We start from the raw sequence: 17939 nt of genomic DNA on the forward strand, positions 1-17939 counted from the left end.
GCTCATCGCCGGGCGTCGGCCGTTATGTGCCGTCACCCGCCGCCGTCGAGCGCCGTGCGCATCGTCCCGAACCTCCTGCGATATTGCGCGGGCGTCAGACTCACGTTCCGCCGGAACAGCCTGCTGAAGAAGCTCGCGTCTTCATAGCCGACCTCGTTGGCGATGGCTTCGATCGGTTGCTGATTGGATTCGAGCATCTGCTTGGCCTCTTCGAGCCGCAGCGTGTGCACGTAGACGAGCGGCGACATGCCCGTCGCCTGCTGGAAGCGCCGCTTGAACGAGCGCTCGGGTAAGCCGCTCAGATGCACCATGGCTGCCACGGGCGATGCCTCGGCGTAATGCCCGGCGATCCACGCCTGGCATCGCGCGATCACGGCATCCTCGACCTGGCGCGTACGTGCGAGCCGCGCGAACGGTTGCTGCCCGACGTCGTTCCAGACGACGAGGTTGATGCGTGCCGTCTGCATCGCGATTTCAATGCCCGCCAGCCGCGCAATCAGATAGAGCGCAAGATCCAGCCACGAGGTTCCGCCGCCCGCCATGATGAGACGCTGCCCCTCGCCCGAGGCGACCAGTGCCCGGTGGCTGCGCACCTTGATCGCGGGATAGCGGCGCCGCATCAGATCGCACCAGGCCCAGTGCGTGGTGGCTTCGCAGCCGTCGAGCAGTCCGGCTTCCGCGAGCAGGATCGCGCCCGAGCAGGCTGTCGCCAGAATCTTGCCGTCGTCGTAGCAACGGCGTAAGCAGTCGATCTCCTCGGCAAATCTTCCTTCCAGCGATTCGCCCGGAGGCACCATCAGTTCGGGCACGCAGACGACGTCGGCCGTTGCGCAGGCGTCGAGCGTCGCGTCGGGCGTGAGACGAACGTTGTTCGCGGCGATGAACGACGCGCCGTGACACGAGACGACCTGCGGCACGAACGGCACGATGCCGGGCGCTCCTTCGACGATCAGGCTCCAGTCCCTTCCCGCCGACATGAACATGTCGTACATGCCGTACACCACGGAGGCCGAGGTCTCCGGCATCGCCAGGATGGCGATGCGGGCGGATGTGCGGATTTTCGCTTTCATGGCCGATTCGTCCTGTTCGTGGCCGTTAACGCTTTCGTCGGAAGCGCGGGCTCGTCGTATCGTGACGGCGTCGTAGATGTAATTTAAGTGTAAGGATCGCGTTTATGCCAGTTCGGGCAACGCCCGATGTCGCGCGATCGACTGAAGGAGCACTTCCATGAGCGCGTATCGCCAGCACCTGCCACAACTGTCCGATTCCCTGTTTTTGACGGACGGGGGACTCGAAACCACCCTGATTTTTCACGAAGGCACACCACTGCCTTGCTTCGCCGCGTTCACGCTGTTGCGCGACGAGGCCGGCACAGCGGCGCTCGAGCGCTATTTCGCGCGTTATGCGGCGCTCGCGCGCAGCGAGAATGTCGGTCTGGTGCTGGAATCGCCGACCTGGCGCGCGAATCCGGATTGGGCGAGCAAGCTCGGCTATACAGAGGCGTCGCTCGCCGATGCAAACCGCCGGGCGATCGCGTTGCTCGCGCGCGTTCGCGCGGCGTATGAAGCGCCCGCGACGCCCATTGTGATCAGCGGCAATCTCGGTCCGCGCGGTGACGGCTATCGCGCCGATACGCGCATGAGTGCAGACGAGGCGCGCGCCTATCATCAGCCGCAAATCGAAACGTTCGCTGCCACCGAGGCCGATATGGTCGCGGCCTTCACGATCAACTACGTGGAAGAGGCGATCGGTGCGATCCGGGCGGCGAAGGCGTGCGAGATGCCCGTGGCGATCTCGTTCACGCTGGAGACAGATGGACGGCTGCCGTCCGGGGAGTCGCTGCGCGACGCGATCGAACGCGTCGACGACGCGACGAACACTTACGCCGCCTACTTCATGATCAACTGCGCGCATCCGTCGCATTTCGTGGCGACGCTCTCGGCCGAAGGCACATGGCGTGAGCGGATTCGCGGTGTGCGTGCCAATGCGTCGAAGCGCAGCCACGCCGAACTCGACGAGGCCGACGACCTCGACGACGGCGATCCCGATGAACTTGGAGGGGACTATGTCTCATTGCGTCGCGTACTGCCGCGCATGAGTGTGGTCGGAGGATGTTGCGGCACGGATGAGCGGCACGTCGGGCGGCTCTGTCACTTCATGAAAAAGGAATTGGCTCACGACAGTCGCGTCGATGCGGTTTGACGACTGGTTTCCCCGAGGATTGCGCGGCACGACACGTGGACGCGACCCCCTTGCGTCCACGTGCGCCCGCATCAGGTCGCCGGTGCGCTCAGCGATGTGTTGTACGTGGTGCCTGCAATCACCACGTTAGTCAGCGTGATGCCGCTGACGTTACTCACGAAGAGCGGACCGGGCGCGGCCGACGCGGAAGTAGCAGGCGTTGTCGGTACTGCGCCCGTGCACACCGGGTTGCCAAGATTGCAGTTCGAAATCGTCACGCCGCTGATCGGACTGACATTCGGCACGGGCAGCGCGCCGTTGTAATCGACCGCCTCGGGGCCCTGCATGACGAGCGCCTGAAAGCACGAGTTCGTACCCGCGACGAAGCCCGCGGGCATCGAGTACGACACCGCGCCCGACACGTTGCTCGCGTTCACGTTCGTGATGTTGATGTTGCTGATGACGGAAGGGCTCCAGCGCACCGCATCGCCGGACGGGCTGTAGTCGCAGTCGAAGGTGATGAGGCCGCCCTGGCCCGTGGAGGGATTGGTCGCGAGACCCGTCGTGCCCGTACCCGTGATCTTGCTGATCGCGGCGCCCAGCGAGCCGCCGCCATACTTCCCGGCCAGATTCACGCCGTTGGCCAGCGTCACGCCGTTGATCCACACATTGTTGATAAACCCGCCGCGGTTCATGTTGCTCTTGAACCGCAGCGCGATGTTCAGCGGATTGCTTGCCCAGTTCTCGTTTTGCATCGTCAGGTTGCGAGCGTAGACGTTGCGCACGCCCGCGCTCATTTCGCTGCCGATGGTCAGCCCGCCGTGGCCGCTTTGCATCGTGCAGTTCTGCACGACGATGTTCTGCATCGGGCCATACTCAGTGTCGAGGTACTTGCCGGACTTGATCGCAATGCAGTCGTCGCCGGTGTTGAACTGAACGTTCTGCACCAGCACGTGATTGCACGCGTCCGGATCGAAGCCGTCGTTGTTCGGTCCGACGCTATCGGCAAACACGCCGTCGATCACCACGTTCGTGCAATCGGTGGGATGGTGCTGCCAGAACGGTGTGTTCTGCGTGTGGTAGTTCTGCAGGAGCACGTTCGTGCAACCGATGAACTCGATCATGCACGGACGCAGAAAGTGTCCGTTGCCGAAGATGCGTTTCTCGAATGGCACGCGCAGTTCGGAGAGCGCGGGAAGATAGTTCTGGTCCTGGTTCCAGCCCGTGCCGGTGAGCAGGCCCATCAGCGTAGTCGTCGCGCCGTACTGGTTCGTGAACGAAACGTTGGCCTGCGGGTTCTGGATCTGCGAAGCGGGGAGGCTGGTGAGCGGGACATTGTTCGGATTCGCGTAAGCCTGTGAAGGCGTCGAGGAACCCGCGCAGCCGTAGGTGTTGCTGCTTCCCTTGTAGGTCCACCAGCAGGAGGTGGGCGGCTGGCTGCTCAACTGCATGGGCGTCATGGCCTGGCCATTGAGCACGCAGGTGTTGTCGTCGGCGGTCAGGGCGATGTTGGTCTGGCGGAATGCATAGATTGGCGAGCCGAAATTCAGGCAGTCGTTCGCCTGCCAGCGCGTGTGATACAGATTGCCGTTTGCCGTTTTGTAGGGGCCGTTCTTCGCGTAATCGGCCGGGTTAGGGCTGAAATAGATCGTGCAGCCCGATTCCAGATGGAAGTTCACGTGGCTCAAGAGCACGATGGGTCCGCCGCAATACCAGTTGCCGGCCGGCACGACGACGCGGCCGCCACCGGCGCGGCTTGCATCGACGATCGCCGCATTGAACGCGGCGCACGAGTCGTACTGCGTGCCTGTGTAGTCGCACGGCACCATCACGCCCGAGCCGGGGCTTTGCAGGTCGCTGGTGGGATGCGCGGTCTGCTCCGTGCCGTCCGTTACCCAGGGAATCTTGCCGCCCGGCCAGGCCGTCGACGTGATCAACGCGGAGGCGGGGAGCGTGCGCGCACCGTAGCTCGTCACGTGAAACTGGGCGTGGGAGAACAACGAGCGGTCGACGTGGGCGAGCCGCCTGAGGATGGCCGTGGCCTGGCCATCGGGGCCCCAGATGGGATCAGCGGCGGGGTGGCCGGGATGCACCGGAGGTCGGCCCTGTGCAGCGAAAGGCGCCGGAAATATCGAGTCTTCTGCCGCTGCCCCGCGGCTGGCTGCGAGCAGGCTTACTCCCGCGGATGCGCCGGCGAAGGCCATGAACGCGCGCCGGCCGCGTGAGGCGGGCGCGTTGTCGCGGTTTGCGGAGTGCAGAGGATCATCCTGGTCATGCGCTGTCATTTGATTCGTTATCCTGTTTAATATGGCCAGAACGGTGAATGAAGCTCAACGACCATGTGACCGCCTGGCGACGCGGGTGCGAACGGAAGATGCACGGTTACAGCGAAGGGATCGATAGGGAGCGGCTGGCTCGATCACTCACGGTATTGTTGTCAGACGACATCGTGATCGTCAATCGAATTCAGCTAGGGGATGTTCCTGGGTTCGCAGCGCTTACGCTGGTCTACAGGTAGCTTACAGGGTGGGAAATTTGTCAGACGAGGTGGCGAAGGGCGCTGCCGCAAAACGTCTCTTGCGCGACGTGCCCTGCTGAGATGAAGTCTTCGAGCATCGGCGCGTCGTGGTCTCAAAGCGGCGCACCCAACACGAGTTGGGCAGTTGGAAGGGTCCGGCATGCGAGTTGCATGTCGGAAAAGTCCATTGCAGTCGAATGAGTGATTGTTCTATTCTCGATCGACGCATACGACGTCCAGTTCCCGACGCGTTCAACGACGAGGGGCGATTCATGCGGATACTTATCATTGCGCAACGCTTTCCCGTACTTTCCGAAACGTTCGTCGTCGAGCAGGCGCGGGCACTACGCGACGCTGGCGCCGATGTCTCGATTCTGGGTCTCACGCGTGGAGATGACTCGCTTCTCAAAGCGATCAGCGGCGAGTGCCCGTCCGTCATAAGTCCGAACTGTGGCGCGAGTCGCGCCGCGAAAATGGTGGCTGTTGCACGGCTTGCGTTGCGAGGACTTCGCAATCGACGCGCACACCGAGCATGTCGGGTCGCGGCGCGGGCGGTCCTTAGTCGGCAATGGGCGGCTGCCGTCGATATTGCGCGCGTTTCGAGTATGAATTCGAATATGCAGTGCGACGCCGTCATCGCACATTACGGCATGGTCGGCGTTCGCGCTCAATACTTGCGCGAGGCAGGACTGGTTTCTGGGGCACTGGCTACCGTCTTTCACGGCCACGATGTGACGAGCCGCAAACTGGTCGAATCCTATCGCAGCGAGTATCTGTCTCTCTTCAGAAGCGGCCAGCTCTTTTTGCCGGTAAGTCAGTTGTTTGCAGATCGCATTTGCGATTGGGGGTGCGATCCCCTAAAGGTCCATATCGGTCGCATGGGCATCGATATCGACAGATTCCCCTTCTCTGAACGCCACCGCCCGTCGGCTGCCCTGAGTATTCTTCTCGTTGGAAGACTGACAGAAAAGAAGGGTATTGAGTATGCAATTCGCGCCATGGCATATGTCAGTTCAGCGGCGACGTTGACCATCGTCGGTTCCGGTGAACTGGAGGATGCGCTAAGAGATTTGGCGGTTGAGCTGAAGGTTGAATCGCGTGTCTGCTTTCTGGGCGCATTGCCTCACAAGAAGGTAGGGGAGTTGATGGATGCAAGTGACGTCTTCGTGCTTCCTTCGGTGACTGCATCGGATGGCGACATGGAAGGCGTGCCCGTCGCGCTGATGGAAGCGATGGCCTCTGGCGTAATAACGGTTTCGTCACGTCATGGCGGCATTCCCGAGCTGATTGATCATGGTGTATCAGGCTTTCTCGTGAATGAGCGCGATTCGATTGGTCTCGCCACGGTTGTCGATGAAATTGCGTCGGGCATATATAACTTGTCAGAAATAGCCTCGAACGCGCGCCTCAGGGTCGAGGCGCGGTTCAATTCGCGCATTGAAGCATTAAGGCTTCTTGAAAGACTGACGGATGTTTGCAATGGCAGTCACGTTCGTCTCGGCGCGCAGTTGCTTCAATCCAAACCGCCGACGCTCACTCGCAGGTTCAAGGAAGCGGGGAAATCGCTCTTGCCTGATGCCCTGTTCCTTCGCCTGTTGCACAAGAAGTGCATCGGGCGCTTGCCACGACTACGTAACCCCGTGACGTTCAATGAGCAGATACTTCAGCGCAATCTGAGGCCCGATCCACGCTATGCAGTATTGGCCGACAAGCTCGCCACGCGTGCGTACGTCGAAAAGAAACTGGGCAGCCAACATGTCGTTCCACTCATTGCGGAGCCCGACGATTTCAGCCAGGAAGTCTACGATAGTCTGCCGGATCAGTTCGTCATGAAGGCCAGTCATGGCAGTAGTTTCGTGAAAATAGTGAGAAGCAAATCAGAGACGTCATTTGAAGAACTGAAACAGCTTGAGCAGAAGTGGCTTGCCACGGATTTTTATCGGGTGGATCGCGAGCGGCATTACCGCGAGATCAAACCACGCATTTTCTTCGAAACTCTTCTACTCGATCGCGACGGACACATTCCGGCCGACTTCAAGGTCCATTGCTTCTCAGGAAGTCTCAGAAAGCCGGTGATGTATATCCTTGTCATCACCGACAGGTTCGGTAGCAACACGCGGGGAGATGTGTACGACGCCAACTGGAATCACATGGAAATCGCAATTGGGCCGTATAAGCCGAGTGATCATCTGTTGGCGCAGCCTGAGAATCTCGATGCGGTCCTGAAAGCGGCTGCGACACTGGCGAGCGACTTCGAATACGTCCGCGTCGATCTTTACGCCTTTGACAATCGACTCTACTTCGGCGAATTTACCTTCACGCCGGGCGGAGGTGTATTGCCTTTCACTCCAGATCGCATCGACTACGAATGGGGCAAATTGCTCAGCGCTGCGCGTGGCGTCTGAGCCTCTTATAACGGTGACGACGCATTGCGTCGACTGCGCCAATGCGCGGGATTGGCAACGGCAGCGATCGTCTTCGCACTGTGCAGTGTCGCGCGTAACGCCGCATAGAGAGGCATGGTCCGCTCAACTTCGAAGCGCCTAACGAGGCGGCCGCCAAAGCCTCCGAGAAAGTTGAGAATGCCGGCCGACGAAATACCATCGAAGTCGAAGCTAAGGCCCCGTTTCCCCGCCATACACATTGCCGACCAGATCAAGAGGCTGACAGCGCCGCTGTGCCCATCTTGACGCCGTGTAGAAAGGAAGTAGTACATCTTCTGCGTATCGCATAGCAAAGCAGTCCCGGCAACCAGAGAACCTTTTGAATCGAAAGCGCCAAGCAGCGTGCACGCTCCGCGATTCATCGCTTCGTTGAGCAAGCGCGTCATCGTTGTCGTCTCGTGCTTATTGTCGAGATTGCGGACGGCGAGATTGGCGTTGTAGAAATCGAGGAATGTGTTCGCCGAATCGATCGGTTCAACCGTCAGGGATTCGCGCGCCCTCCGGACGGCGGTGCGCGCCGTGCCACGCAATGCTGCAAATGCCGTCGCCTCGTCTGTCCAGCCGGCCGAGACCAGAGTGAATGCGACTTTTACGGTAAAGCCTTCGAGACGGAATGCCAGCGCTTCCGCCTCAGAGATGCGCGGGTCCATGACCTGGTGAAAATGTGCGTACCTGGGGAGCTGTGCGATGAGGTCGCGCGCTATGTCAAGCCGCTGACTCCAGTCACGCTCGCCAGCACCTATCTGGTGTGGCCTGATTACCGGTCCGAGTGTCCGGGTAAGCGGGGGCAGCGTTGAGATTTGCCACCGTGCCTTTTGCGTGAATGCGTGAGGCATCTCGCCGACAACTCTATTTCCATGCTTGACCTCCGCCACGCGCCACGCGCCATTCGTGACGATGTCAAGCCACCATGGCTCGTGAAAAATCGAACGTTCAGTCAAGCCCGCCGCGAGTTCGAGATTGGTTGATCCCGCAAGCGCCCCCGTCCGCTCGCTTTTCGCGTCGGACTGCTGTTGGCGGCTGGCGTGCGCGTGACGCGAGATTACGCTCTCGTTGCCCATCGTTTCGTCTCGTGCGCTACGTCGAAGGTCGTTGCATAAGCTCTATTGCCTGTCCATTCGTGGTTCGGGAACGGGATTGGGTTGTCGTACATTACCTCTCCACTCGTTTCCTAACGGGCGCCACTACGAGCCATTGGATTACTGATGTACCGAACCGCAAAGTCGGCGATAGGCGAGTATGGAAACAGACATAGACTGGACAGCACGAGTGTTCCTACTTTCTTTTTCCGGCTCCAGAATGGATTCGCCACGATGGTATGCAGATAGTCGTGCGAATCGCTGAACATCCAGCGCCATCGGTTCGTCAACGGCGCGTGATAGACAGTCGAGCAGAAATACGCTTTTTCATGAGCGAAATCGTGGAAGTCGGGAGGCAGTTGCAAGCCCAGCCGTTTGGCCGCGATTTCTCGAAGGGTCACCCATCGCGACGTGAATGCTTTTGGCGCCTTGTTGGTCTGATCGGAGTTGGCGAATGAGGCGCCTCTTCCATGTTGCACCCGATATCCGCCGAGCGACTCCGCGATGGTCGAAATGGAGCCGACGAGGGCTGCGCCATAGATCGCATAGAAATCTGCACCATACCGGTTCGCGGCCGTTTCCGGAACGGGAAAGATCTGTCTTAGCGCACTGGCGCTATACGCGTTGCCCGAGGCGGGCGGTGACGGATACAGCCACCCCCTAAGCAGAAAATCTCGACAATCGCCCTCGACTCCCGAGTGAGGCACGTACACGCCGGTCCGCTCGCTCGCCTTGTCGATGACGTCCAGGCGGAACTGCACTTTCGCCGGATTTCCTTGTGCAAAACGCTGCATGACTTCAGTCACGGCATGCGGATACAGCACGTCATCGGAATCGAGGAAGAGCACGTAATCCGTCTCGATCAAGCGAAGTCCCAGGTTATAGGCGGACACCTGTCCGCCGTTTTCCTTGAAAATGGAAGTAATGCGCGCGCCGTAACCGTCGATAATGGCGCGCGACCTGTCCATCGATCCGTCGTCGATGACCATGACCCGCGTGTTCGCGTAGTCTTGCGCGAGGGCTGAATCTATTGCCTCTGCCAGAAACTGTTCACAGTTATAGTTGCAGACTACAACGGTCATTTCTTTCATGATGACTCACACAAAAGAGTAGATCTGGCGGACCGGAAATACATTTAAACGACCGGGCGGCGGACGAACGGGTTCGCAATGTCTTTCAGTGCGAGCAGCGTCGCGATGCTCCTTCCCGCAATCAGAAAGCGAGATGCCTGGGTTTTAGTAGGCCGATTGCAAGCGACTATAGGGGAGAGTAGGCCGAGACAGAATGCGCAGATTGGCCGCGGCATAAAATCAGGTGTTAATGTCCCAAATCGTTGAACTTTCGGTTCAGTGCAGAGAGGGATATTTTCGCGGAAACCGTGGGGATTCGTCTGACGTTTGGCCGTCACGTCGTTTTATCTGAGGATCGAGGGCGGCATCGTCGAACGCTTGTCGCTTTCTTGCCCAGAATGCGGTGGCCGGTGTTTTCACCCCGCACGCCTGCAATATCCCGTTTCCCAGCCCGATCAGGGGAGCATCACTGCGCTGCATACACCTGTCAGATATCATTCTCCAATTCTATCGATACAAACACTAATGTTTGTGTCGCATTTAAATGCGAATTGCTTGAAACTGCTTGTTTAAATCGAATATGCAGATTTATCCGGGTCAACAAGGGAATTGACGATGAGTCAGCCGCCAAAAAAAGAAACGCCGTCATCGGGCCTGATTCTCGAAGAGGGTAAGTTCTATCGGAATCGCCTGGGCGACGTGGTGGAAGTCCGCCTGGCGTATCCAGGAGAGGAGTTTTGCTTCGAGCAGGTCAATGATGTTCCATTGCGATATCGTGCAAATGGAACCTTTTCCAGCCATGACACGGATCCGACTGCGGCACTCAATCTGGTCGAAGAAGTGCCTGCGATGGATTGGGCAGAGATATCGTCAAAGATGCGCAATCCACCGAAATTCTGATCGCGGTCCGCGCACCCGGAATTTGCCGCGCATCAGGGCGCAGCCTCGACCGTTATCATCTTCTGAAGCAGGAACTTGAGTGCGACCTGTTCAGCTGCATTTAGTGAACCATAAGTGCGTGCTGTCACCTGTTTGGCGAAAGGCACCGTCCGGTCGATCAGAGCAAGCCCCGCAGCCGTCGCGCTGACCACCACCTTGCGGCCATCGGTCGGATCCGCACTGACGTCGATGAGCGCTCTCGCCTTCAGGCGGTCGACCACGCCGCGAATGGTTGCCTGATCGATCGCCGTCGCTTTGACGATGTCGTTCAACGAGCACGATTCCTGGGCCTTGACCGAGCACAACGTGACAAATTGCGCAGCGGTAAGGTCGGCGTCGGGGATCGCCTCCTGGAAGATGACGACATGCCGCTGATACGCGCGGCGCAGGAGATGTCCAATTTGATCGCGGAAGTCGTAGGCTTCCTTCGGCGGGTCGATTGACTTAACCATAACTCGAGTGCTTACCAAAAAATTGCGGTTTGTTGCCCGGAAAAAGCGAGGAGCGGCGCGTGCCCACCCAGTCAGGAGGGCGGCGCATCCAGAGCACGGAGAATGACTTCCGGTGTCGCCGGAACGTCGTACATGCGTTTGCCGATAGCGTGAGACACGGCATTGAGTATTGCCGCTGCTGTCGGAACGAGGGCCGGCTCACCAATACCTTTGGCGCCATATGGCCCGATGGACGCTGGCTCTTCAACCAGAATCGTGTCGACACGCGGCATATCGAGTGAAGTCGGTATCGGGTAATCGCGGAAACCCAGCGTCACCCCGGGCACAAACTTCTCCATCAACGCCAAGCCAATGCCTTGCGCAACGGCGCCCTCGACCTGCCCTTCAAGCAGGCTCGGATTGACCATTCGTCCCACATCGTGAGCAGCTGTCACGCGTAGAACCCGGGTCGTGCCAGTGTGGGTATCGACTTCGACCTCCGCGAGTTGCGCGCCAAATGCGTAGACCGCGTAAGGGCTGCCTTGACCGTCCTTGTCTAACGGCGTCGCTGGCGGATCAAACGTGGCCTCGGCCATCATCACGTAGCCGAACTCGTTAGCGGGGAGTTGGGACAGATCCAGCTTCGAACCCTCGCTGGCAATCAAACCGTTGCCGAAGGTCAGCGTCACATTGGCGGATGGTTCCTGGCCCAAAGTGTTCAGTACTTTTGCGCGCAATTGCTGACCCGCGAGCAGTGCGGCTTTGCCCGTGACGAAGGTCTGCCGTGAGGCGGATGTGCGGCCGCAGCTCGGTGTGACATGCGTCGCGGCGTCAACGCACTTCAGTTCCTGCAACGGGATGCAGAACGCATCGGCTGCAATTTGCGGAATGACGGTGTTAGAGCCCTGACCGGCGTCGACTGCACCCTGATGGAGAATGACATCGCCTGCCCGGTTGATGCCCATGCGAATCGTGGAGGGATTGGTCGATGCGGTATTGCCACATCCGTAAATCATGGCCGCAATGCCGACACCGCGACGCAAGCGTTTGGCCGCTGCCGACTGGTTTGCCGCACACGCTTCGGCAGTGGCCGCTTCCCAGCGCGGCTTCAATGCAAGTAGACACGCCTCGATGCCGACGCTGTCGGGTAACACCTGGCCGGTCACCAGCGCGTCCCCTGCGCGGAGCACATTGCGCAATCTGAATTCGAGCCGATCGATACCGAGCCGGTTGGCAAGCTCGTCGATCATTTGCTCCTGAGCGACGACGGCTTGCGGAACGCCAAAGCCACGGAAAGCGCCAGCCGGCGTGATATTGGTGTGAACGGCACGCGTGAGCGCCCGGTAGTGGTCGACCTTGTACGGTCCCGATGCATGAACGGGAACCCGATTGGCTACAGCCGTGCCCCACGAAGCGTAGGCGCCCGTATTGAAGTCGCCGTGAAAGTCGATTGCGCAGATCGTGCCGTCGGCCGTCGCCGCGATGCGGCTGTCGATAGTGGCCGGATGCCTCTTCGTCGACGTGGAGATGGATTCTTCTCGCGTAAAGATCATCCCGACGGTTTTGCCAAGAATCCATGTTGCAAGTGCGACGAGCGGCTGTACGGTCAGATCGAGCTTGCCGCCGAATCCACCGCCGACCGCCGACGGTATCACCCGAATCCTGTGCTCGCTACAACCGAGAATGCGCGCGAGTTCTTCGCGATGAGGATGCGGTGCCTGAGTCGGCGAATAGACCTCGATCACATCGCCGTCCATTCGGGCCCAACCGGCTTCGGGTTCGATGTAGGCGTGTTCGACGAAGCTGGTCTGGAAATGTCCTTCGACTACAGCGGCAGCCATCGAAAGCCCGGCATCGACGTCGCCGGACACGACCCTGCCGTGGATCAGGATATTGTCGGGGCGCGCATCGTGGAGTAGGGGGGCGTCTGCAGACAACGCGTCATCGATTGTGAGCAACGGCGCCTGCGATTCCCACTGGATGGGGAAGTCACCGAAATCATCATGATCGATCGTCTCCGCCGATCCGACGATCAATGCGACAGCCTCGCCAAGGAATCGAGCACTGTGCTGGGCAAGCACCGGCTGGTCCGCATACGCTTGCGCAACGCCATGCACATTCAGACCCGGCACATCTTCAGCCAGAATCACGCGCTCGACGCCAGGATGTCGCGCAACGAACGGCTTCAGATCGCCGATAGCGAATCGCGCGCGATGGAAGGGCGATCGAATGGCTTTGATCATCAGTGCGTCGATCGGAATGCCGTCGGCGCCGAAAGAATCCGTGCCTTGCACCTTCGCCAGGCCGTCAAGACGCGTCACGGCCGTTCCGACCGCGACTCCCGTTGCCGGCATATCGGTTCGACACGCAACCCGTCCTTGCGCGACATCGTGAATTGCTGCGACCTGCTTCTGATAGCCCGTACAACGACACAGGACGCCGGCAATCGAATCGCGAGCGTCGTCCATGCTGTGGACATCGTCCCGATCGAGAGCCGCCGTGGCGGCGCATAACATGCCAGGAATGCAGAAGCCACACTGCACGGCCTGATGGGACAGAAAAGTGTCCTGGAGCGCAGCGCCATTCGCAGTACATGTGTCGACGCCTTCCACCGTAATGACTTCGCAACCGGCCGTTCGTCCCGTGGGCGTAATGCACGCGTACACGGCTTCGCCATTGACGATAACCGTGCACGCTCCGCAATCGCCCGTTCCACAACCGATTTTCGTGCCACGCAATGCCAGATCGTCACGCAGGAAATGCGACAGAGGCTTTTGCCCGTCCTTTGCCAGCGGCACGATCAATCCATTCACGGTCACACTGCCGAGATTGATTGGCTTAAGCATGCTCCAGCCTCCACGTCGCAAGCTCGAGCGCTTGCTGAATCAAGGGACGGACAATCCGGGTTCGGTACGCCGCGCTCGCGCGGATATCATCGATTGGAACGATCTCCGGGATGTCGGCTGTGCCAGGCAGCGTTTCCGCATTCTGTGCGTCTGCGTTCGCGAGGGCCGCTTCCAGTGTGTGCAATCTGACGGGCGTCGGTGCGACGCTGCCCGCTGCAATGGCGTACTCGCAACGCGCGCGATCGCGGGGCATCGTCAGGCGCACCGCGATCGACGCAGTCGAGATATTCAAACGCTGCCGATTGCCGAACTTCACGAAAGCCGAAGCACTCGGCGAGGCGGGCACCGGAACCCACACATTATTCAGCATCTCGCCCGGCCGAAGATCGACCTGGTTTTTCCCCTTCAGAAACCAGGACACCGATATGCGTCGAGTTCCGCTCAGCGATTTGAGTTCGACCTCTGCATCCAGGGCGAGGAGGGCAGTGACGCCGTCCGCGGCCGGCGAGCCGTTGCATAGATTCCCGCCAATCGTGGCGCGATTCTGGATCTGACTCGATCCGATCAGACCGGCCGCATCTTTTAACCCCGACGCGCTTGCCGGCAGCGCAGACCGGACGATCTCCGACCAGGTCGTGGCCGCGCCGATCCGTAACCAGTGAGGAAGCTCGACTACACCATGCAAGTCGGCGACACGGCTGATATCGACGAGCTTGTATCGCTGCGATGCGCCCATAGCACTCGCGTACCAATCCGTTGCCCCACTGACAAGCCGGACATCGGGATCGCCTAGCAGCTCGAGCACTTCGCGTTCATCGGTCGCGAGCACATATGACATTCTAAAATCCTCTCTGGTGCGCCGCGCGAATCCTGCGGCGCCAACATTCGTCATGCCGGAACGTTCACTGCGGCTCGTCTGGTCAGCGCGCTGAAGGAAAACATGACGGCGAGGTTAAGGATCAACCCGATCAGCCCCGGATTAAGGTCGGCGATCCACGTATTTGACGGGAAGAGCGTTGCGAGTGAGTTACCTGTCAGCACCGGCAACGAAACCGTACCGAGCCCAGCAATCATGCCGGCACCTGCACCGTACTTGTTGATCGGGTTGTTTCGCAGCAAGCTCATCAACAACGCGGGAAGCACCTGGCTCACCAGCCCGTAACCCATGATGAGCAATGACACGATACTTTGAACACCGTTAAGCGCGGTTTCGACCGACACGACGGTAAGCACGAGCGCCGCAATCTTTGCAACGCGCGACAGATGCGCGTCGCTGACGCGAGGTCTAACTAGAGAGTAGATGTTCCGGGTAAAGAGCGTTGCGACGGACACGAGCATGATCGAGCCCGGCACGAGTGCCGTGAGCAGCCCTGCCGCACCGATCACCCCGACAAACCACGGGTCGAAACTCTTGATCGAAAGTTTCAATAGCGCAAGATCGATCTGTCCGCCCTTGAGCTCTGGAATCTGCAATACCGCAGCGAGACCCACGAACATCGAAAACAGCATGACGAGCGCGTACAAAGGCATCGTTGCGGCGTTTCGACGAAAGTGGTCTTCCGATTTCGCCGTGTAGATGGAGCTGAACGCGTGCGGCCACATGAACATGCCTGGCCCGCACACGGCAATCGTGGACAGATACCACGTCAGGTTCTTGCCCACAGCGGGGAGTGCAAGGAAGCCGGGTTTCGCCGCATCGAGCGCTCGAAACATGCCGGTGAGGCTGCCGTAGTAATGGCAGGGCAGATAGATGCCGAGAAAAACGCAAACAGCCAGCACGACTACATCTTTAACTATCGCAGTCGCGGCCGAACCGTGCAGCCCGGAAACGACGACATAAGCCGCCATTCCAATCGCGCCGATCCAGACTGCCGCCCCACTGGATATCCGGCCATAAGAGGTGCCTTCGACCAGTATCCCCAATCCCTTCATTTGCAAAATGAGGTAGGGCAGGAGCGCTGTCAGCGAAATGCCGGCGACCAATAACCCAATAAATGGGCTGTCGTATTTTCTTGCGAAGAAATCCGCTTGGGTCAGCAGTTTGTGTTTGTTAGCAAACCGCCATATTGCGGGCAGCAGCCAATAAGAAAGGACGAACGCCTGGGTCGTATAAACGATAATGTAAAACGCCGCACCGCCGTATCCGTAGGCGAATCCGCTCGCTCCGAGGAAGGTGAAGGTCGTATAGATTTCACCGGCCATCAAAACAAACACCAGAAGTGCCGAAAAACCGCGACCGCCAACGCTCCATTGTTCGAGATTCATGCTGATGCCACGCCGCGCCCTGATCGCGAGCGCAAACGCGCCGAGCAATGTCAGCGCGACGATGATCAGCGGGACATTCACGGCGCCTCCTTACGACGCGATTCTTCGGTGCGGGCCTGCAATGACGACCGTTTGTCGACGTGGTAGATCACCTGCATCACGACCGAAGTGACGACAACGCCTGCCACTACCCATGCCAGCATGGGCGGCATTCCAAGAATGTAGGGCTCCGCATCTCGCGAGAATAGTGCCCCAGCGACGTTGAAGGCCGGGGGAACGATGCCCAGCAGGTAGATTTTCTTCATTCCGTCAACAATATCGATGTCGTCAAACAAGCGCACACACTCTAATATGCCATTCCAAAAGGTGCAACTAAAAAACTGGCGGACGGCTTGATTGTTGTCGGTGGCCGAATAGCTGGCGCGATACACCTTGCGGTTCCAGTCCCGCCTGTATCCATGCGTGTTCGTGATGCACCGCGATCGTGCGGAAAATTGAAGATTCTGGAGTGCCGGTTTCGCGTAAAGCGCTGTGCAGCCTGGAGATCTCGATTCGGGTCATTGCGAATTTAAAGTGTGTACGCTATAGTTCGGTCCGTGGTTCGGCCAGTCATGCGTTCGTTCGAACCAACCTGCTTGCAACCATGCGAAGCGCGCTCAGATCAGCGCGAAGTAGACGAACACATTCGACGACGAGACCGCTGATATGAACACTCAACGGATACCTTTCCTCGGCAGGCGGAAGCACTCGCTCGCACCGGTACTTGCCGGCGGACTGGCACTGGGCGTCCTGTTGATCGATACTCCCGGTCACGTCAATAGCGCGACGGTGGTGCTGTATTCGATGGTCGTCATGCTGGTGGCGGCCATCCTGTCGCGTCGGGGCACGCGGATCATAGCCATCGCATGCATCGTGTCGACGATCGTTGGCTATGGGGCAGGTCACCTCGACGAACTGTCTTTTCCGGCGCTCGCACGCTCGCTCGTCGCCTCTTTCACGATCGTCACCGCGGCAATACTTGCTCTGCGCATTCAGGCCGATTCCGTTCGAATCGAGGAACAGGTTCTCGAAATCAGCCGCGCCCATGAGGCGCTCGATCGCTCGACGGCCGAACTGGCGCACGCGACGCGCGTGACGATGCTGGGCGAGATGGCGGCTTCGATCGCACATGAAATGACGCAACCGCTGTCGGCCATCACAGTCCACGGAGAAGCCGGGCTTCGGTGGCTGAAGCGGGACGTCCCCAACCTCGATGAAGCATGTAGTGCCATCGAGTCGATGGTGGGTAGCACCCGGCGCGCGAGCGACGTTATCGGACGGATTCGAGCGCTTGCGCGTAAATCCGAGGTCACTTTCGCTCCGTTCGACATGAACAGTCTCGTGATCGAAACAATGGATCTGCTGGACTGGGAAGTGAAGAAATATGGCGCAATCGCAACGCTATATCTCGCGCCCGGTGAATTGACGATACATGGCGATCGCGTGCAATTGCAGCAGGTTCTTATTAACCTGGCCGTCAACGGATTGCACGCCATGTCGTCGGTTCAGGACCGGCCGCGCGCGCTCAAGATTCACACGCAACTGCAGGACGACATGCGCGCGGTTGTCATCGTCGAGGATACCGGCATTGGCATCGCGCCTGAGCGGATGCCTGGTCTCTTCCGTGCATTTCACACGACGAAGGCCGATGGGATGGGTCTCGGACTATCGATTTGCCGATCGATCGTGGAAGGGCATGGTGGTTCCATCACGTGCGCCTCTTCACCGTCTGGTACGCGAATGCTGGTCGGGTTGCCGGCGGTCGTGCCTGCCCGTCAGGCGAGTGCGCTTGCATAGCGCATTGCGCGAATTCCCTGTTGTGTGCATGGGGCAGCTAACCCACAAGAACGCCTGGCTCAATGCCCTTCACTGCATATTTATAGTGTGTACGCTATAGTTTGATCGTGTAGTGGCAGCGCTTGGACGAAAGCCTTGGATCTAGCAGGGTTCGAATTGAAATGGTTGAATTCGCGTTAAATGCGTAGTAGTGCGAATCAGTAAAACGTGTTTGTTTTGTGTTGCTATAAACCAGTGAATACGCCGGTCTGAATTTATCGCGGCGGCGCAGTCAAGCAGTCCAGTTTTTGTTTCTTCCTCGTGCCAAACCAACGCGGAATGGCGCTCTTA

Annotated in this window: 13 protein-coding genes and 2 pseudogenes; 5 read left to right on the forward strand and 10 right to left on the reverse strand. The window is 59.2% G+C overall.

The features are described 5' to 3' along the window. Window positions 1-32 precede the first annotated feature (32 nt). Window positions 33-1070, reverse strand: a complete 1038-nt coding sequence (locus QEN71_RS32160; protein WP_201647185.1) for a GlxA family transcriptional regulator — start codon at window positions 1068-1070, stop codon at window positions 33-35. 157 nt (window positions 1071-1227) lie between these two features. On the opposite strand from QEN71_RS32160, the gene QEN71_RS32165 reads away from it, so the two are divergent. Further along, on the forward strand, window positions 1228-2202 hold the full coding sequence (locus tag QEN71_RS32165) for a homocysteine S-methyltransferase family protein (RefSeq protein ID WP_201647186.1): 975 nt from the start codon (window positions 1228-1230) through the stop codon (window positions 2200-2202). Window positions 2203-2273: 71 nt separating this feature from the next. Here QEN71_RS32165 and QEN71_RS32170 read toward each other — a convergent pair whose 3' ends face one another. After that, entirely contained in the window at window positions 2274-4385 is a 2112-nt protein-coding gene (locus QEN71_RS32170) for a glycoside hydrolase family 28 protein (protein WP_201647187.1), read from the reverse strand. Window positions 4386-5172: 787 nt separating this feature from the next. On the opposite strand from QEN71_RS32170, the pseudogene QEN71_RS44820 reads away from it, so the two are divergent. Beyond that, window positions 5173-6057 (forward strand): annotated as a pseudogene (locus QEN71_RS44820) (glycosyltransferase); the annotation flags it as partial. A 150-nt stretch (window positions 6058-6207) separates the two neighbouring features. Beyond that, window positions 6208-7104 carry an ATP-grasp fold amidoligase family protein gene (locus QEN71_RS32180; protein WP_233471663.1) on the forward strand — a complete coding sequence of 299 codons (897 nt, stop codon included), beginning with the start codon at window positions 6208-6210 and terminating at the stop codon, window positions 7102-7104. A gap of 5 nt (window positions 7105-7109) precedes the next feature. Here the strand turns inward: QEN71_RS32180 and QEN71_RS32185 are convergent, their stop codons facing one another. Together QEN71_RS32185 and QEN71_RS32190 are read right to left on the reverse strand one after the other, a co-directional pair. Beyond that, entirely contained in the window at window positions 7110-8204 is a 1095-nt protein-coding gene (locus tag QEN71_RS32185) for a GNAT family N-acetyltransferase (RefSeq protein ID WP_201647189.1), read from the reverse strand. Window positions 8205-8314: 110 nt separating this feature from the next. Then, the gene (locus QEN71_RS32190; protein ID WP_201647190.1) at window positions 8315-9313 is read right to left on the reverse strand and encodes a glycosyltransferase family A protein; all 999 of its coding nucleotides are present in this window, start codon (window positions 9311-9313) and stop codon (window positions 8315-8317) included. A gap of 594 nt (window positions 9314-9907) precedes the next feature. Here QEN71_RS32190 and QEN71_RS32195 point away from each other — a divergent pair. Further along, the gene (locus tag QEN71_RS32195) at window positions 9908-10192 is read left to right on the forward strand and encodes a hypothetical protein (protein ID WP_201647191.1); all 285 of its coding nucleotides are present in this window, start codon (window positions 9908-9910) and stop codon (window positions 10190-10192) included. A 32-nt stretch (window positions 10193-10224) separates the two neighbouring features. Here the strand turns inward: QEN71_RS32195 and QEN71_RS32200 are convergent, their stop codons facing one another. From QEN71_RS32200 to QEN71_RS32220, 6 genes and pseudogenes are all read right to left on the reverse strand, one after another. Further along, complete coding sequence (locus QEN71_RS32200) at window positions 10225-10683, reverse strand: MarR family winged helix-turn-helix transcriptional regulator (RefSeq protein ID WP_233471626.1); 459 nt, start codon at window positions 10681-10683, stop codon at window positions 10225-10227. Window positions 10684-10754: 71 nt separating this feature from the next. After that, complete coding sequence (locus QEN71_RS32205) at window positions 10755-13274, reverse strand: molybdopterin-dependent oxidoreductase (RefSeq protein ID WP_233471627.1); 2520 nt, start codon at window positions 13272-13274, stop codon at window positions 10755-10757. Between the two features lie 63 nt (window positions 13275-13337). Continuing rightward, window positions 13338-13508, reverse strand: a pseudogene (locus QEN71_RS44825) (2Fe-2S iron-sulfur cluster-binding protein); the annotation flags it as partial. Further along, window positions 13501-14346: an FAD binding domain-containing protein gene (locus QEN71_RS32210; protein ID WP_201647193.1), complete on the reverse strand. Its 846-nt coding sequence runs from the start codon at window positions 14344-14346 to the stop codon at window positions 13501-13503. The gene QEN71_RS32210 and the pseudogene QEN71_RS44825, both read right to left, overlap by 8 nt. Window positions 14347-14396: 50 nt before the next feature. After that, window positions 14397-15854 (reverse strand): sodium:solute symporter family protein, encoded by a 1458-nt coding sequence (locus tag QEN71_RS32215; RefSeq protein WP_201647194.1) that lies wholly within the window; start codon window positions 15852-15854, stop codon window positions 14397-14399. Further along, the gene (locus QEN71_RS32220; protein WP_201647195.1) at window positions 15851-16204 is read right to left on the reverse strand and encodes a DUF3311 domain-containing protein; all 354 of its coding nucleotides are present in this window, start codon (window positions 16202-16204) and stop codon (window positions 15851-15853) included. Before QEN71_RS32220 ends, QEN71_RS32215 begins: the two co-directional genes overlap by 4 nt. Window positions 16205-16616: 412 nt before the next feature. On the opposite strand from QEN71_RS32220, the gene QEN71_RS32225 reads away from it, so the two are divergent. Then, a complete protein-coding gene (locus tag QEN71_RS32225) occupies window positions 16617-17609 on the forward strand; it encodes a sensor histidine kinase (protein WP_233471628.1) in 993 nt (330 codons plus the stop codon). The last annotated feature ends 330 nt before the right edge of the window (window positions 17610-17939 follow it).

This window comes from Paraburkholderia sabiae (assembly GCF_030412785.1).
GTDB lineage: Bacteria > Pseudomonadota > Gammaproteobacteria > Burkholderiales > Burkholderiaceae > Paraburkholderia > Paraburkholderia sabiae.

Bases quoted from the DNA above. Each gene is read 5' to 3' on its own strand.
- QEN71_RS32160 (WP_201647185.1), bottom strand. From the start codon at position 1,070: ATGAAAGCGAAAATCCGCACATCCGCCCGCATCGCCATCCTGGCGATG.
- QEN71_RS32165 (WP_201647186.1), top strand. From the start codon at position 1,228: ATGAGCGCGTATCGCCAGCACCTGCCACAACTGTCCGATTCCCTGTTT.
- QEN71_RS32170 (WP_201647187.1), bottom strand. From the start codon at position 4,385: ATGGCCTTCGCCGGCGCATCCGCGGGAGTAAGCCTGCTCGCAGCCAGC.
- QEN71_RS32185 (WP_201647189.1), bottom strand. From the start codon at position 8,204: ATGGGCAACGAGAGCGTAATCTCGCGTCACGCGCACGCCAGCCGCCAA.
- QEN71_RS32190 (WP_201647190.1), bottom strand. From the start codon at position 9,313: ATGAAAGAAATGACCGTTGTAGTCTGCAACTATAACTGTGAACAGTTT.
- QEN71_RS32195 (WP_201647191.1), top strand. From the start codon at position 9,908: ATGAGTCAGCCGCCAAAAAAAGAAACGCCGTCATCGGGCCTGATTCTC.
- QEN71_RS32200 (WP_233471626.1), bottom strand. From the start codon at position 10,683: ATGGTTAAGTCAATCGACCCGCCGAAGGAAGCCTACGACTTCCGCGAT.
- QEN71_RS32210 (WP_201647193.1), bottom strand. From the start codon at position 14,346: ATGTCATATGTGCTCGCGACCGATGAACGCGAAGTGCTCGAGCTGCTA.
- QEN71_RS32225 (WP_233471628.1), top strand. From the start codon at position 16,617: ATGGTCGTCATGCTGGTGGCGGCCATCCTGTCGCGTCGGGGCACGCGG.